Below are 14,929 nucleotides of genomic sequence, written 5' to 3' on the forward strand. Positions count from 1 at the left end.
TTTTTTTGGCTTCACTCCGAGACGCGGCCCCAGGCGGCCCCCTAGGCTGGCCTCGTGCGCATCGCCTCCCTTCACCTCTACCCGGTGAAGTCGACCGCCGCGATCGACGTGGACCGTGCGCAGATCGAGCCGTGGGGTCTCGCGCACGACCGCCGCTGGCTGGTGGTCGACGCGGCGGGCGCCAGGGTGAGCGCGATGACCCGCCCGGTCCTCCTCACGGTCCGCGCGACGCCGACCGCAGGCGGGCTGCGCGTGTGCGCGCCCGGGCACCCCACGCTCGACGTCGCGGCCCCGACCGACGGCCCCTCGGTCGGTGTCGGCGTCACGCGGCAGCCCGAGCTCACGTACGCCGGTCAGGAGGCGGCCGACTGGTTCACCCTGGTCGTCGGCAGCCCCGTCCGCCTGGTGTGGCAGCGCGACCCGCGCGAGCGCCCGGTCTCCGCCTCGCACGGCGGCCGCCCCGGCGACGTCTTGTCGCTCGCCGACACCGCGCCCATCCTGCTGACGACCACGTCCTCGTTGGCCCGTCTGAACGCCTGGATCGCCGAAGGCCCCGATCCGGCTGCCCTGCCGATGGCACGGTTCCGTCCCAACGTGGTCGTCGAGGGTGATCTCGAGCCCTTCGCCGAGGACGGTTGGCGGGCGGTGCGTCTGGGGGCGGCAGCCTTCCGGTTCACCGAGACCTGCGACCGCTGCGCGGTGACCGGGATCGACACCGCCACTCTCCACCGCGGCAAGGAGCCGATCCGCACCTTGGCACAGCACCGCAAGTGGGACGGTGTCACGTGGTTCGGCATCCGGATGCTGCCGACCGACCTGGGTGTGCTCGAGGTCGGCGATCCCGTGGACGTGCTCGAGTCGGCCTAGCGTGGGGGCATGACCACCATCGCCGTCATCGGAGCAACAGGGTTCGCCGGAGGCGCGATCGCGTCCGAGGCCCTGGCCCGCGGTTACGACGTCATCGCCGCCGCGCGTGACACCGCCTCGATCGATCCCGCCGACCACCAGACCGTCCGCGACGGTGACGTCTACGACGCCGAGTTCGTCGACGGGTTGGCGCGAGACGCCGACGTGCTCGTGGTCGCGGTCCCCCATCACGCCGAGAATCGCGACCTGATCGACGCAGTCCCCGGCCTCACCGACGCCGTGCGGCGGCACCGGCGGCGTCTCGGCGTGGTCGGTGGCGCAGGGTCGCTCCGAGTCTCGCCGGACGGGCCGATCCTCATGGAGACGCCGCAGTTCCCGGAGTCGGCGAAGCCCGAGGCCCGCGCCGCCTACGCCGTGCTGGACGCCCTCACGCGGACGACCGAGGACGTCAACTGGTTCTCGGTGAGCCCGTCGGCGGTGTTCGGACGGCTCTCGGACGTCCCCCGGCGCGGCACGTACCGGCTCGGCGGCGACGACCTCCTGAGCGAGCCCGACGGCAGTTCCTCGATCTCGGCACCCGACTTCGCGCAGGCCTTCGTGGACGAGATCGCGAGTCCGACCCACTACCGGGAACGGTTCACCGTCGGCTACTGATCACCGACGGTCGCCGCTCCGAACTGCGGGGCCCGTCCCTCCTGGTTACGCTCCCCAGAACCGGTGTCGGGGGCCGGCCACGAGGGGAGCGGTGCGCGATGACCGAGGACGACCGACCCGTCGAGGACGTGCTGGCGCACCTCACCGTGGAGCAGAAGGCGGCACTCACCTCGGGGAGCGACTTCTGGCACACCCAACCGATCGAGGACGCCGGTGTCGGCGCGATCATGCTGACCGACGGCCCCACGGGTCTGCGCAAGCAGGCGGGCGATCCGGGTCTTTCCCTCGGCCTCGCAGAGAGTGTCCCCGCGACGTGCTTCCCCGTCGCGGCGTCCCTCGGCTCCACGTGGGACGTCGACCTGGTGCAACGGGTGGCGGCCGCGATCGCGCGCGAGGCGCGCGACGAGGGCGTCTCGGTGGTCCTCGCGCCCGGCATCAACATCAAGCGATCGCCGCTGTGCGGGCGCAACTTCGAGTACCTCTCGGAGGACCCGTACCTCTCCGGCGAGCTCGGGCTCGCGTTCGTCCGCGGGCTGCAGTCCGAGGGCGTCGGCGCCTCGGTCAAGCACTTCGCCGCCAACAACGCCGAGACCGACCGGATGCGTGTGTCGGTCGATGTCGACGAGCGGACGCTGCACGAGATCTACCTCGCCGCGTTCGAGCGTGTCGTCACCGCTGGTGACCCGTGGACGGTCATGGCGTCGTACAACAGGATCAACGGCACCTATGCCACCGAGAACGCCTGGCTGCTGCGCGAGGTCCTGCGCGACACGTGGGGGTATGACGGGGTCGTCGTCTCGGACTGGGGAGCCGTGCACGACCGGGTGGCGGCGCTGCGGGCCGGGACGGATCTCACGATGCCGCCGTTCGGAGACGATGCCGCCGTCGTCGACGCCGTACGCGACGGCACGCTCGACGAGAGCGTGCTCGACGAGGCCGTACGGCGGGTGCTGGCCCTTGTCGACCGGGCCGGTGCCGCCGATGGTCGAGACGACGCGGACCCGCCCGACCACGCCGCCGCCCACACGCTCGCCCGAGAGGCCGCCGCCGCGGGAGCGGTCCTGCTCAAGAACGAGCGTGTCGGCGGAGTCCCCGTGCTGCCGCTCGCGGAGTCCGCCCCCGTCCTCGTCGTCGGCGAGCTGGCTCGGACGCCGCGGTTCCAGGGGGCGGGGTCGTCGCAGGTCACGCCGACCCGCGTCGACGTGCCGCTCGACGCGCTCCGCGAGGCGATGGGCGAAGGGCTCGCGTTCGAACCGGGATACACCCTCGGCGGCACACCCGACCAGGACCGCGGTCTGCGCGCCGCCGCGGTCGAAGCGGCGCAGGGTGACCGCACCATCGTCTGCTTCCTCGGACTGCCCGACAGCGACGAGTCGGAGGGGTACGACCGTACGAACCTCGACCTGCCGCCCGGCCAGATGGAGCTCGTCCAGGAGCTCGCCGTCGTCAGCACGCGGGTCGTCGTCGTGCTCGCCAACGGCGGGATCGTCGCCCCGGTCGCCTGGTCCCGCGACGTCCCCGTGGTCCTGGAGATGTGGCTCGGCGGCCAGGCCGCAGGCTCAGCGGTCGCCGACCTGCTCCTCGGACGGTCGGAGCCGACCGGACGGCTGGCCGAGACCATCCCGTTCCGCCTCGAGGACACGCCTGCCTACCTCGACTTCCCCGGGCACCTCGGGCACTCCCGCTACGGCGAGGGCGTGTTCGTCGGCTACCGCTACTACGACGTCAAGCGGATCCCGCCGGCGTACCCCTTCGGGCACGGTCTCGGCTACACCACGTTCGCCCAGAGCGATCTGACCGTCGAGGTCACCGGCGAGGGTGACGACGTCCGGGCCATGGTCGCGGTGACTGTGACCAACACGGGGTCACGCCGGGGCACCGAGGTCGTCCAGGTCTACGTCTCCGACCTGTCGGCACCGGTCGCCCGCCCCGAGCGCGAGCTCAAGGGATTCGCGCGCGTCACGCTCGACGCCGGCGAGTCGGAGCGGATCGACCTCGAGCTCGGTCCGCGCGCGTTCGCGTACTGGCATCCCGTCCTGCGGCGCTGGGTGGTCGAGCCGGGCACGTTCACCGTCTCGATCGGCGCCTCGTCGGCCGACCTGCGCAGGAGCGTCACGGTCACCGTGGGCGGCGAGGAGCTCAGGAGGCCGCTGGCGGCCGACTCGACGCTGGCGGAGTGGAGTGCTGATCCTGCCGGGGCGCGGCTGCTCACGCGCGCGTTCGGCGACGCCGCGGCCAGGTCGGCGGTCGCGGAGCAGCCCATGGCCGCGCAGATCCCGCTGTCGGTGCTCGCCGGCCTGGCCGGCATCCCGAGATCGACGGTGGACGCGCTGGCCGAGGAGGCCGCGAGCCAGCAGGGGCCCCCCGGAGACGCCGTCAGCCCGGGACCTCACTGATCTCGGCGCGCGTGGCGGACAAGGCGTCGGCGAGAGCGTCGACGTCGACGGTGATCCCGACCCCGTGCCCACCGCCGCCGATCGAGATGGCGCCGGTGATCGCCGAGTCGATCACGACCGGCCACGCGGTCGTGCTCCCCAGCGGCGTGATGGTGCCGCGCTCGTAGCCGGTCACCGCCTTGGCCGTCGCGGCGTCGGGCATCGAGATGCGGTTGACTCCGAGGAGGGACCGCAGGCGGGGCCAGGACAGCTCTCGGTCACCCGGGACCATGACGAAGAGGTAGTCGTCGTCGCTCACGCGGAGCACCAGCGTCTTGACCAGCGCCCGTGGCTCGATCCCCCGGGCGGCGGCCGCCTCCTCGAGGGAGCGCACACGTCCGTGGCGCGTGACGGTGTGCGAGAGACCCAGCGCCTCGGCGGCGGCGATCGCGCGGGCGGACTGATCGGACGGGTCGGCCCCGGTCTCGGTGGTGGAGTCGGTCATGGGCACCATCGAAGCACGCAGGCCAGACGGCCGGGTCACACCATGCGGCGCACGATCCCGAGCGGGGCCTTCCGCAGGACGAGCGCGATCGGCCGCCACGGCCACGGGGGCACGATGCGCTCGGGCTTCTCGCTGTCGATCGCCTCCACCAGCGCCTTCGACCCCGTGATCGTGTCGACCATGCCCTTCGGCTTCTGCTCGACCTTGTCGTTCATCTCCGAGGCGATGTAACCGGGGAAGACGGTGGTCACCGCGATGTCGTGGCCCTTGCGGTTGACCAGGTCCGACCGGATCCCCTCCGCGAGCTGCGCCAGACCTGCCTTGGTCGCCGAGTAGGTCGTCATCGAGCTCGGCATCCCCCGCATCGCCGACACCGACGAGACGACGACGAGGTGTCCGGCGCGCCGGGCGTAGAAGTGCTCCATCGCCGCCTCGCACTGGGCCAGCGCGGCGACGAAGTTCGTCTCGGCGGTCTCCCGGTTCGCCTCGAACTTCCCCGTACCGATGCGCGCGCCCTTGCCCAGACCGGCGTTGACGACGACCCGGTCGAGCCCGCCGAGGTCGCCCGCTGCCGCCTTGAACACCGAGAAGACCTGCTCGTGGTCGTTGACGTCGAGCGCGTGGACGACCACGCGGATCGACGGGTACGCCGCCTCGAGCTCTGCCTTGAGCGCCTCGAGTCGGTCGACGCGGCGCGCGGTCAGTGCGAGGTCATGGCCCTTCGCCGCCCAGACACGGGCCATGCCGGCCCCGATGCCGGAGCTGGCGCCGGTGATGAGGATCGTCTTGCGCATGAGGTCTCCTGGGTTCGGGGGAAGCGGGTCAGCGGTACGTCACGAGGTCGGTCGGCAGGTGGGTGTGCTCATTGAACGAGACCAGGGTGCGTCCCGTCGATCCGGTGATCAGGGTGGTGACGCCGGCGTTGATGGCCACCGTGCTGAGGCGCGGCCACAGCGACTGGGCCTCGGGCGTCCACGTCTCGGCGTCGCCGGCCAGCACGTGCGCGGCGACGACCGCCAGCGGTCCCCCCGAGGTGAACACGACCACCGACTCGCGTCCGTCCAAGGAGTCGGTGAGCCGGTCGAACGCCGCGAGCACGCGGTTGGTGAAGTGCGCGTACGACTCGGCGTAGTCGCCGTCGTGACGACCGCTGGTCCAGCGACCGAGCGCCCCCAGGAAGATCTTCTGGAACTCCTTGGGGTCGGTCACCGTCCCCGCGCGTCCCGGGGCGTAGGCCTCGACGACCGACTCGTGGGCAAACTCGTCCCAGCCGTCGTCGACGTCGTACCCGTCCGACGGGCCCGCCGCGTCGAGCGCCGCGATCGCCGTCTGCGCGTGCCGCTTCATGGAGCCGGCGACGGCGCGCGTCGGCAGGAACCCTGAGGCTTCCCACGCCTGGCCCAGCGCGGTCGCCTGGGCGAAGCCGCGCTCGGAAAGCCGGTCGTAGTCGTCGGTGCCGAAGGACGCCTGGCCGTGCCGTACGAGGTGGATCGCGCTCATCGGCCGACCCGCGCGCCCGCCGTGCGCGCTCCGCCGCGCGCCTCGTCCTCGGCGGCGGCCTTGCGGGCGACGCGCAGCATGGCGGCGCGGTAGAGCCACGGCGCGAACCGCTTGGTCGCGTAGGCGATGCGCGCGTCGCGGTCGGGGAGGATGAGGTGCTTGCCGGCGTCGAGCTGGCGCAGCACCTCGGCGGCGACGGTCTCGGCGCTCCGCTTCGAGCCGTCGATGAGCTGACGCGCGGACGCGCTCGCCTCGGGGTCGGCGCTGCGGATCGAGTCGGCGAGGTTGGTGCGGAAGAACGAGGGGCAGACGACGGAGACACCCACGCCGTACGGCTCGAGCTCCCACCGAAGGGTCTCGCTGAGGGCGACGACGCCGGCCTTGACCGCGTTGTACTCGCTCATCCGCGGCGGGTGGACCAGGCCCGCGGCCGATGCGGTGTTCACCAGACGACCCGACCGCTGCTCCTTGAGCAGCGGCGCGAAGGTCCGGCAGCCGCGGGCGACGCCGAGCAGGTTGATCTCGGTGATCCACTCCCAGCCGTCGCTGGTGGTGAGGTCGATCCCGCCGCCGGCTGCGACGCCGGCGTTGTTGACGACGAGGTCGATGCCGTGCCAGGTCTCCTGGACCCAGGCAAGCGCACGCGACCAGTCGTCCTCGCTGCGCACGTCGAGGCGCTGGTAGGTCACCGCGTCGCCCAGGATCGACAGGGTGGCGGGCACGTCGTCGTGAACGTCGGTGGCGAGGACGCGGCACCGGCGACCGACGAGCTGGGCCACGAGGGCGAGCCCGAGGCCGGAGGCCGCTCCGGTGACGAGGACGCGGTCTCCTGTGCTGAGGCTCATGCGCCAGAGCGTACCGAGCGGGCGCTTACCTCCGGAACGGAGGCTTTGGAGGCGGCTCTCCGCTCGGTAGAATTGACGATTGGGACGCGACCTTCGTCTCGCCGTGCCCACGGGCTGTGAAGTCCTCCAGCCCGGTCGGCAGACCCGACGGCCGTCCCGCCAGGGACCCCTCCCCCGCCCAGCAGTGGCGGTCGGCGATGTGGGTGCCGCGACCGCCCGGGACGCGCCTTCGCGCGGCTCGTCGACGACGAGCGACACCTGTGTGGTCTCCAGAGGAGAAGCCAGAGTCGGCGTCCTGGGTCTGGCGAAACCGGGAAACCGTGACGTCATCCCAACAACGTCGCGACCTCATCCCTGCACGGCCTCGAGAGGAGTCGCATGTCTCATCAGAACCCGCCCGCCGGGTGGCACGTGGACCCGCACGTTCGCGGACAGCAGCGCTACTGGGACGGCCAGGCGTGGACGGCGCAGGTCCGACCGCTCATCCCGACCCCGCCGGCCGGGTGGTACGTCGACCCGCGCGTCCCCGGACAACAGCGCTACTGGGACGGCCAGGCGTGGACCGCGCATGTCCGACCGCTCGGGCCGAACCCGCCGAGCTCGCAACAGGGCAAGCCCTGGTACGAGAAGAAGCGGTTCGTGATCCCGATCGCAGTCGCCGGCCTGATCGCCCTTGGCGCGGCCGGTGGGGCATCCGGCGGCGCCACGGACGATGTCGTGACCGACACCGCGAAGCCGTCCGCCTCTGACCAGGCCGAAAAGGGCACCAAGGAAAAGGCTCAGGAGGATACGGACGCCGCCGAGAGGACGGCCCAGGAAGCGGCAGAGGCAGCAAAGGAAGCCGAGAAGAAGGAAGCTGCCAAGAAGAAGGAAGCCGAGAAGAAGGAAGCTGCCAAGCCCATCTCGGTCGATGCGGCCACGCTGATCAAGGCGTTTGAGGACAATGAGTTCGCCGCGGACGCCAAGTACAAGGGCAAGACGCTCCGCATCACCGGCAACTTGAGAAAGATCGAGACCGAACTGTTCGACGACAGCGACTACACCCTCCTCCTCGACGGCGGAGGAGAGTACGAGTTCGAACACGTGACCGCCTACGACGTTCCGAACAAGGACATTGCGAAGTTGGCCACGGGTGAGAAGGTCACCGTCGTGTGCAAGTTCAAGGACGGCGATGACCTCGGCGTCACGGTCAACAAGTGCGAGCTGGGCTGACGTCCCCGAGCGGGCGCTTACCTCCGGAACGGAGGCTTTGGGGGCGGCTCTCCGCTCGGTAGAATTGACGATTGGGACGCGACCTTCGTCTCGCCCTGCCCACGGGCTGTGAAGTCCTCCAGCCCGGTCGGCAGACCCGACGGCCGTCCCGCCAGGGACCCCTCCCCCGCCCAGCAGTGGCGGTCGGCGATGTGGGTGCCGCGACCGCCCGGGACGCGCCTTCGCGCGGCTCGTCGACGACGAGCGACACCTGTGTGGTCTCCAGAGGAGAAGCCATGAGACCGGGCTGGGCGAGTCCTGCGCGCCAGGAACTCGGTCGGCCCCGCAAAGAGAGGAGTCAGAAGTGCCGAACGCTGCCCCGTCGTCGACTCAGGAGAGTCCGCGAGTGGACGACGCCAAGGCTCAGCGTGCTGCCGCCAAGGCGTACGCGAAGGCTCAGCGTCCCTGGTACCGCAAGAAGCGTTTCATCATCCCCCTCGCGCTCGTGGTGGTGGGAGTGATCGCCGTCTCGAGCGGGGAGGAGAGCGAGGCCGGATCCACGACGACCGGCTCTTCGACCACATCGGAGGGGAACGCAGCGCCGAAGCCGTCGTACACCAAGAGCCAGGAGGAGGCGATCGAGGCCGCCGAGTCCTACCTCGACACGGGACACTTCTCCAAGAAGGGCCTGATCAGCCAGCTGTCCTCGTCGTACGCCGACGACTTCACGAAGGCGGACGCACGCTTCGCGGTGAACCACGTCGACGTCGACTGGAAGGCGGAGGCGGTCGAGGCCGCCGAGTCCTACCTCGACACGGGACACTTCTCCAAGAAGGGCCTGATCGGCCAGCTCTCCTCGTCGGCCGGCGAGGGGTTCACGCGCGCCGAGGCCGAGCACGCCGTCACGACGGTCGACGCCGACTGGAAGGCGGAGGCCGTGGAGGCGGCCGAGTCCTACGTCGAGCTCGGGGGCTTCTCCCGGAGCGGGCTGATCGACCAGCTGACGTCCTCGGCCGGCGAAGGGTTCACGCAGGCCGAAGCCGAGTACGCCGTCACGAAGGTCGGCCTCTGAGACCAGCGTCCTCGACACTCCGCAGCACCCGCGCCCGACCGGCAGCAACGCCGCCGGTCGGGCGCACTCGTCTCTTCTCCCCTCGTTCACTCCCGTGTCACGGTTGTGTAACGAGTCATGGGAGCGCTCCCAAGATCCTTGACGCAATCTGTGACGGCAATCACAGTGTCTGTGGGAGCGCTCCCATCAGACGGGGGCGGCGAAGGAGAGGATCACCGTGTCACACACACGCCGTTCGCGTTTGCTGGCTTCAGCAGCAGCGCTCGTCATGATGTCGTCGCTCGCCGCGTGCGGCGGGGACAGCGACGACGAGTCCGGGAAGGACGTCACGCTCCGCGTGAACCTGTTCGGCAAGTTCGGGTATGCCGACCTCTACAAGCAGTTCGAGAAGGAGAACCCGGGCGTCAAGATCGTCGAGACCGCCGAGGGCGACCTCGGCAAGTACAACACGCAGCTCACCCAGCGGATCGCCGCGGGGACGGGCGCAGGAGACGTGGTCGCGATCGAGGAGGGCCAGGCGGTGAACTTCCTGGCCAGCGCCGACAAGTTCGTCAACCTCCAGGACCACGGGGCCAACGACCTCAAGGACCAGTACCTCCCGTGGAAGTTCGAGGGCGCCACCACCGCCGACGGCTCCACCACGATCGGGCTCGGCACCGACGTCGGAGGGCTCGCGATGTGCTATCGCCGTGACCTCTTCGAGAAGGCCGGCCTGCCGACCGACCGCGAGCAGGTGGCCGCCCTGTGGCCGACGTGGGACGCCTTCATCGCCACCGGCCAGAAGTTCCAGGCGGGCATGAAGGGCCAGAAGTCGAAGTTCATCGACAGCGCCACCAACACCTACAACTCCATCCTCATGCAGGGAGCCGACCACACCTACTTCGACAAGGACGGCGAGCTCGTCATCGAGAGCAACCCCGCGATCAAGACCGCGTGGGACAAGGCGCTCGAGATGGACGAGAAGGGCATCTCGGCCGAGCTGAAGTCGTTCTCGCCGGAGTGGAACGCCGGCTTCAAGAACGGCGACTTCGCCACGATCGCCTGTCCCGCCTGGATGACCGGCTACATCAAGGACCAGGCCGGTGACGCGAACGCCGGCAAGTGGGACATCGCGACCGTCCCCGGCGGTGCCGGCAACTGGGGCGGCTCGTGGCTGGCCGTTCCGGAGGCCAGCGAGAACCAGGACATCGCGATCAAGCTCGTGAAGTTCCTGAGCAGCGCCGACGGACAGCTCGCCGCGTTCAACGCGGTCGGCAACCTCCCCTCCAACCCGACGCTGTACGACGATCCCGCGCTCAAGGAAGCGACGAACCCGTACTTCAGCGACGCACCGGTGGGCCAGCTGTTCGTGGCCGGCGCGGCCAACCTCGAGCCGGTCTTCCTCGGCGCGAAGAACCAACCCGTGCGTGACGCCGTCGAGAACTCGATGCGTGCGGTGGAGAACGGCAAGCGCAGCCCGAGCGAGGGATGGAGCACGGCCGTCAAGGACGCCGAGAAGGTCGCGGGGTAGGTCCGGCACGGCTCGCACCGGCGAGCCCTCACGCCCGTGGTGCCCGCGCCGCGCCCCCTACCGTGGCGCGGGCACCACGTGTCCAGCTCTCCACCTCGGACCAGGAGCCCGACATGCACCTGCGCGACCGGCTCGCCCGGATCGACATCCACGGCGCGCCGTACTTCTTCATCGCCCCGTTCTTCATCCTCTTCGGGATCTTCGGAGCGTTCCCCCTCGTCTACACCCTCTGGGTCTCGCTCCACGACTGGAGCCTGCTCGGCGGCAACGAGGGGTGGGTCGGGCTCGAGAACTACAGCGAGCTTCTCGCTGACGGCTACTTCTGGAACAGTCTGCTCAACACCTTCGCGATCTTCCTGATCGCCACGATCCCCCAGCTGATCGCCGCGCTCGCCCTCGCCCAGGTGCTCAACTCCAGCCTGCGCGCCCTCACCTTCTGGCGGATCGGCGTGATCATCCCGTGCGCGACCTCGGTCGCGGCGGTCGGGATCATCTTCACGATGATGTTCGCCCGCGACTTCGGGGTCGTGAACTGGCTGATCGGTCTGGTCGGCGTCGAGCCGATCGCGTGGAACCAGGAGCGCCTCCCGTCGTGGATCGCGATCGCCACGATGGTCGACTGGCGGTGGACGGGCTACAACGCGCTCATCCTGCTGGCGGCACTCCAGGCGGTCCCCAAGGACCTGTACGAGTCGGCCCGCCTCGACGGCGCGTCCGCAGCCCGGCAGTTCTGGTCCATCACCATCCCCATGCTGCGTCCCACGCTGATGTTCGTCGTCACGGTCTCGACGATCGGCGGGATCCAGCTGTTCACCGAGCCGCTCCTCTTCAACCCCGGAGCGAACTCGATCACCGGTGGCGACACCCGGCAGTTCCAGACGAGCGCGATGTACGTCGTCGAGCAGGCCTTCACCGGCCAGCGCTTCGGCTATGCGGCGACGATCGCCTGGATCCTGTTCGTGGTGATCGTGGTGGTGTCGCTCGTGAACTCCCTGCTCGTACGCCGCATCCGATCGGTCGACTGAGGAGCATCCGATGACGACACCCTTGACCACATCCGTCGCGCTGCCAGAGCTCGTCGACGAGCCCGACGAGCCCCCGCACCGCAGACGGGGCCGCTCCCGGCTCCACCGCGCCTCGCCGCTGACCTACCTGACGCTCACCTTCGTGCTGATCGCGTCGGTGGCCCCGCTCTACTACATGGTCGTGATGGCCTCGCGTCCCAACAGCGACATCACGAGCAACCCCCCTCCGATCACCCCGGGAGGCGAGCTCCGCGACAACGTGACCCGCGTGTTCGACAACCCCGACGTGGTCTTCGCCCAGGCGCTGCTGAACTCGCTGCTTGTCTCCCTGGTCGCGACGATCACCGTCGTCACGCTGTCGGCCCTGGCCGGGTTCGCGTTCGCCAAGCTGCGCTTCCGCGGCAAGAACGTGTATCTGCTCGCGGTGATCGGCACGATGATGGTGCCGGTCCAGCTGGGGTTGGTGCCGCTCTACATGCTCATGGGCTGGGTCGGCCTCGCCGGCAGCCTGTGGTCGGCGGTGCTGCCCTTCCTCGTGACCGGGTTCGGCGTGTTCTTCATGCGTCAGTACATCATCCAAGCCATCCCCGACGAGCTCATCGAGGCAGCCCGCGTCGACGGCGCGTCCACCTTCCGGATCTTCGCCCAGATCATCTTTCCCGCGCTGCGCCCCGCGGTCGCCGTGCTCGGCCTGCTCACCTTCATGGAGCGGTGGAACGACTTCATGTGGCCCTACCTCACACTCTCGCCGGAGAACCCGACCGTCCAGGTCGCCCTGTCGCGACTCTCGGGCGGCTACTACACCGACCAGGCGCTGGTGATGGCGGGCACGCTGCTCGCCACCGTGCCCCTGGTGCTCGTCTTCGTCCTGTTCGGCCGCCGCATCGTCGGCGGAATCATGGAAGGTGGAGTCAAGGCATGACCGACCTCGTCACAGAGCCGCTCACCACGCTCGCCACGGCGTTCCCTCCGGACTTCACGTTCGGCGCCGCGACAGCGGCCTATCAGATCGAGGGCGCGGTCACCGAGGACGGGAGGACGCCGTCCATCTGGGACGTCTTCTCCGCCGAGCCCGGCCGCGTGCACAACGGTGACACCGGTGAGGTCGCCTGCGACCACTACCACCGCATGCCGTCCGACGTGGCGATGATGCGCGACCTCGGCCTGAGGGCGTACCGGTTCTCCATCGCCTGGCCGCGCGTCCAGCCGGGAGGCCACGGTCCCGTGAACGCCCGCGGCCTCGCGTTCTACGACCGCCTCGTCGACACGCTGCTGGAGAACGGGATCCCGCCCTGGGCGACCCTCTACCACTGGGACCTGCCGGTCGAGCTCGAGCAGGCGGGCGGCTGGCCGGCCCGCGAGACCGCGTACCGCTTCGCCGAGTACGCCGGCCTCGTCGCCGACGCCCTCGGCGACCGGCTGAGCGGGCTGATCACGATGAACGAGCCGTGGTGCTCGGCGTTCCTCGGTTACGGCAGCGGGGTCCACGCACCGGGTCGCCGCGACGGCGCGGCCGCGCTGGCCGCCTCGCACCACCTGCTCCTCGGGCACGGCCTGGCGGCGGAGTCGGTCCGGGCGGCGGCACCCGCGGTGCCGTTCGGCATCACCCTGAACCTCTACCCGACCTCGCCCGGTGTCCCCCCGACCTACGACGGCCCGGACCGGGCGGCCTACGACGACGCCGTCCGCCGCATCGACGGGATCTCCAACCGCTGGTTCCTCGACCCTGTCTTCGGGCGCGGCTACCCCAGCGACGTCGTGGAGGACGTCCGCTCGACCAGCGCGCTCGAGTTCGTGCGTGACGGTGACACCGACATCATCGCGGCGCCGATCGACTTCCTGGGCATCAACTACTACACCCGTCACGTCGTCGCGCCGGGCGCCTACCCAGGGTCAGCGGGGGTCGAGTTCCTCTCGCGCGGCTTCCCGGTGACCGCGATGGGGTGGGAGGTGGACCCGGATGGTCTGTACGACGTCATCCGCCGCGTGCACGACGACTATCCCGCCGTGCCGATCGTCGTCACCGAGAACGGCTCCGCCTACGAGGACGTGATGGGGGCCGACGGCGCCGTGCACGACGAGGCGCGCCTCGCCTACCTGCGCGACCACCTGGGTGCGATCGCTCGCCTCATCGCCGACGGTGTCGACCTGCGCGGCTACTTCGCGTGGTCGCTGATGGACAACTTCGAGTGGGCGTTCGGCTACGACAAGCGGTTCGGGCTCGTGCACGTCGACTACGCGACCCAGCAGCGGACGCCGAAGGCGAGCGCACGCTGGTACGCAGACCTTCTTGCCACGCACCGCAACGGTACGGAGCTGCCGAACGGGATACTGGGCCCATGACGGGCAGCCGGGCGGACGGGACGACGAAGCGCCCCACGCTCGAGCAGGTCGCAGCGCTCGCCGGTGTCGGACGCGGGACGGCGTCGCGGGTCATCAACGGTTCGCCGTCGGTGGCTCCGCAGACGCGCGACGCCGTCATGAAGGCCGTGGCCGATCTCGGCTACGTCCCCAACCAGGCGGCGCGCTCGCTCGTCACGCGACGGACGGGCGCGATCGCGCTGGTGATCTCCGAGCCGGAGGAGCGGCTGTTCAGCGAGCCGTTCTTCGCCGGGGTGGTGCGGGGCATCTCCAGCGTCATGGACGAGCGCGACCGTCAGCTGGTGCTCGTGCTGGTGCACGGAGCGGCCGAGCGACGCGACGAGCCCGCGGCGTACCTGAGCCCGCAGCACGTCGACGGCGCCCTCCTGCTGTCGCAGCACGAGGGCGACGACCTTCCCCAACGGCTGCGCGAGCGCGGTCTGCGCCTCGTCTTCGGCGGTCGGCCGCCGAGCGACGACGGTCAGAGCTGGGTCGACGTGGACAACGTCGGGGGTGCCCGTGCCGCCGTGGCCCATCTCCTCGCCCGACGGCGTACGACGGTTGCCACGATCGCGGGTCCCCCGGACATGCAGGCTGGACGCGACCGGCTCCTTGGCTACCGCGAGGCGCTCGACGCTGCCGGTGTCCCCTTCGACACCGACCTCGTCGCGACCGGCGACTTCACCGAGCTCGGCGGCTGGCGGGCGATGCGTCAGCTGCTCGAACACCGACCCGATCTCGACGCGGTGTTCGTGGCGTCGGACCCCATGGCGCTCGGCGCGCTCCGCGCGCTGCGTGAGGCGGGTCGGTCCATCCCGGACTCGGTCGCCGTGGTCGGGTTCGACGACTCACCGATGGCTGCGGTGAGCGACCCTCCGCTCACGACGGTGAACCAGCCGGTCGAGCTGCTCGGGCGCGAGGCGGCCGAGATGCTGCTCGCCCGCCTCGCCGACCCGGAGGGGGCGAGCCCTCGCAGCGTGGTGCTTCCGACCAGCCTGGTCGTGCGCGGCTCGTCCTGACCCGC

The 14,929-nt window shown here is 70.3% G+C and carries 14 protein-coding genes; 10 read left to right on the plus strand and 4 right to left on the minus strand.

Annotated features, from left to right (window positions below; translation table 11 throughout):
• Positions 1 to 54: 54 nt before the first annotated feature.
• The 3 genes from KV102_RS19530 to KV102_RS05700 all read left to right on the plus strand — a co-directional run bounded on the left by KV102_RS19530 (position 55) and on the right by KV102_RS05700 (position 3,917).
• Complete coding sequence (locus KV102_RS19530) at positions 55 to 867, plus strand: MOSC N-terminal beta barrel domain-containing protein (RefSeq protein ID WP_220345555.1); 813 nt, start codon at positions 55 to 57, stop codon at positions 865 to 867.
• 9 nt (positions 868 to 876) lie between these two features.
• The gene (locus KV102_RS05695) at positions 877 to 1,521 is read left to right on the plus strand and encodes an NAD(P)-dependent oxidoreductase (protein WP_220345556.1); all 645 of its coding nucleotides are present in this window, start codon (positions 877 to 879) and stop codon (positions 1,519 to 1,521) included.
• Between the two features lie 98 nt (positions 1,522 to 1,619).
• Positions 1,620 to 3,917 carry a glycoside hydrolase family 3 N-terminal domain-containing protein gene (locus KV102_RS05700; RefSeq protein WP_220345557.1) on the plus strand — a complete coding sequence of 766 codons (2,298 nt, stop codon included), beginning with the start codon at positions 1,620 to 1,622 and terminating at the stop codon, positions 3,915 to 3,917.
• Here the strand turns inward: KV102_RS05700 and KV102_RS05705 are convergent.
• Genes KV102_RS05705 through KV102_RS05720 form a run of 4 tightly spaced genes read right to left on the minus strand, consistent with a single transcriptional unit; the run spans position 3,898 to position 6,746 of the window.
• Positions 3,898 to 4,401 carry an aminoacyl-tRNA deacylase gene (locus KV102_RS05705; RefSeq protein WP_220345558.1) on the minus strand — a complete coding sequence of 168 codons (504 nt, stop codon included), beginning with the start codon at positions 4,399 to 4,401 and terminating at the stop codon, positions 3,898 to 3,900. The genes KV102_RS05700 and KV102_RS05705 overlap by 20 nt on opposite strands.
• A 35-nt stretch (positions 4,402 to 4,436) precedes the next feature.
• The gene (locus KV102_RS05710; RefSeq protein WP_220342429.1) at positions 4,437 to 5,195 is read right to left on the minus strand and encodes an SDR family oxidoreductase; all 759 of its coding nucleotides are present in this window, start codon (positions 5,193 to 5,195) and stop codon (positions 4,437 to 4,439) included.
• Between the two features lie 28 nt (positions 5,196 to 5,223).
• Positions 5,224 to 5,901, minus strand: coding sequence for a histidine phosphatase family protein (locus tag KV102_RS05715; protein WP_220345559.1), 678 nt, complete (start codon positions 5,899 to 5,901; stop codon positions 5,224 to 5,226).
• Positions 5,898 to 6,746 carry an SDR family NAD(P)-dependent oxidoreductase gene (locus KV102_RS05720; RefSeq protein ID WP_220345560.1) on the minus strand — a complete coding sequence of 283 codons (849 nt, stop codon included), beginning with the start codon at positions 6,744 to 6,746 and terminating at the stop codon, positions 5,898 to 5,900. Before KV102_RS05720 ends, KV102_RS05715 begins: the two co-directional genes overlap by 4 nt.
• A 378-nt stretch (positions 6,747 to 7,124) precedes the next feature.
• Here KV102_RS05720 and KV102_RS05725 point away from each other — a divergent pair, with 378 nt between their 5' ends.
• The 7 genes from KV102_RS05725 (at position 7,125) to KV102_RS05755 (ending at position 14,924) form a co-directional block, all read left to right on the plus strand.
• Entirely contained in the window at positions 7,125 to 7,958 is an 834-nt protein-coding gene (locus KV102_RS05725) for a DUF2510 domain-containing protein (protein WP_220345561.1), read from the plus strand.
• Positions 7,959 to 8,343: 385 nt separating this feature from the next.
• Entirely contained in the window at positions 8,344 to 9,009 is a 666-nt protein-coding gene (locus tag KV102_RS05730; protein WP_220342577.1) for an Ltp family lipoprotein, read from the plus strand.
• 268 nt (positions 9,010 to 9,277) lie between these two features.
• Positions 9,278 to 10,519, plus strand: coding sequence for an ABC transporter substrate-binding protein (locus tag KV102_RS05735; RefSeq protein WP_255560565.1), 1,242 nt, complete (start codon positions 9,278 to 9,280; stop codon positions 10,517 to 10,519).
• A 113-nt stretch (positions 10,520 to 10,632) separates the two neighbouring features.
• Positions 10,633 to 11,544 (plus strand): carbohydrate ABC transporter permease, encoded by a 912-nt coding sequence (locus tag KV102_RS05740; RefSeq protein WP_220342579.1) that lies wholly within the window; start codon positions 10,633 to 10,635, stop codon positions 11,542 to 11,544.
• 10 nt (positions 11,545 to 11,554) lie between these two features.
• The gene (locus KV102_RS05745) at positions 11,555 to 12,466 is read left to right on the plus strand and encodes a carbohydrate ABC transporter permease (RefSeq protein WP_220342580.1); all 912 of its coding nucleotides are present in this window, start codon (positions 11,555 to 11,557) and stop codon (positions 12,464 to 12,466) included.
• Entirely contained in the window at positions 12,463 to 13,887 is a 1,425-nt protein-coding gene (locus tag KV102_RS05750; protein ID WP_220345562.1) for a GH1 family beta-glucosidase, read from the plus strand. Before KV102_RS05745 ends, KV102_RS05750 begins: the two co-directional genes overlap by 4 nt.
• Positions 13,884 to 14,924 carry a LacI family DNA-binding transcriptional regulator gene (locus tag KV102_RS05755; protein ID WP_220342582.1) on the plus strand — a complete coding sequence of 347 codons (1,041 nt, stop codon included), beginning with the start codon at positions 13,884 to 13,886 and terminating at the stop codon, positions 14,922 to 14,924. Before KV102_RS05750 ends, KV102_RS05755 begins: the two co-directional genes overlap by 4 nt.
• Positions 14,925 to 14,929 lie beyond the last annotated feature (5 nt).

Origin of the sequence: Mumia sp. zg.B53, from assembly GCF_019550935.1 — a bacterium.
Taxonomy (GTDB): domain Bacteria; phylum Actinomycetota; class Actinomycetes; order Propionibacteriales; family Nocardioidaceae; genus Mumia.

Excerpts from the sequence above, each read along its gene's own strand:
- KV102_RS05695 (WP_220345556.1), top strand. The coding sequence starts at position 877 with ATGACCACCATCGCCGTCATCGGAGCAACAGGGTTCGCCGGAGGCGCG.
- KV102_RS05700 (WP_220345557.1), top strand. The coding sequence starts at position 1,620 with ATGACCGAGGACGACCGACCCGTCGAGGACGTGCTGGCGCACCTCACC.
- KV102_RS05705 (WP_220345558.1), bottom strand. The coding sequence starts at position 4,401 with ATGACCGACTCCACCACCGAGACCGGGGCCGACCCGTCCGATCAGTCC.
- KV102_RS05710 (WP_220342429.1), bottom strand. The coding sequence starts at position 5,195 with ATGCGCAAGACGATCCTCATCACCGGCGCCAGCTCCGGCATCGGGGCC.
- KV102_RS05715 (WP_220345559.1), bottom strand. The coding sequence starts at position 5,901 with ATGAGCGCGATCCACCTCGTACGGCACGGCCAGGCGTCCTTCGGCACC.
- KV102_RS05720 (WP_220345560.1), bottom strand. The coding sequence starts at position 6,746 with ATGAGCCTCAGCACAGGAGACCGCGTCCTCGTCACCGGAGCGGCCTCC.
- KV102_RS05725 (WP_220345561.1), top strand. The coding sequence starts at position 7,125 with ATGTCTCATCAGAACCCGCCCGCCGGGTGGCACGTGGACCCGCACGTT.
- KV102_RS05735 (WP_255560565.1), top strand. The coding sequence starts at position 9,278 with ATGATGTCGTCGCTCGCCGCGTGCGGCGGGGACAGCGACGACGAGTCC.
- KV102_RS05740 (WP_220342579.1), top strand. The coding sequence starts at position 10,633 with ATGCACCTGCGCGACCGGCTCGCCCGGATCGACATCCACGGCGCGCCG.
- KV102_RS05745 (WP_220342580.1), top strand. The coding sequence starts at position 11,555 with ATGACGACACCCTTGACCACATCCGTCGCGCTGCCAGAGCTCGTCGAC.
- KV102_RS05750 (WP_220345562.1), top strand. The coding sequence starts at position 12,463 with ATGACCGACCTCGTCACAGAGCCGCTCACCACGCTCGCCACGGCGTTC.
- KV102_RS05755 (WP_220342582.1), top strand. The coding sequence starts at position 13,884 with ATGACGGGCAGCCGGGCGGACGGGACGACGAAGCGCCCCACGCTCGAG.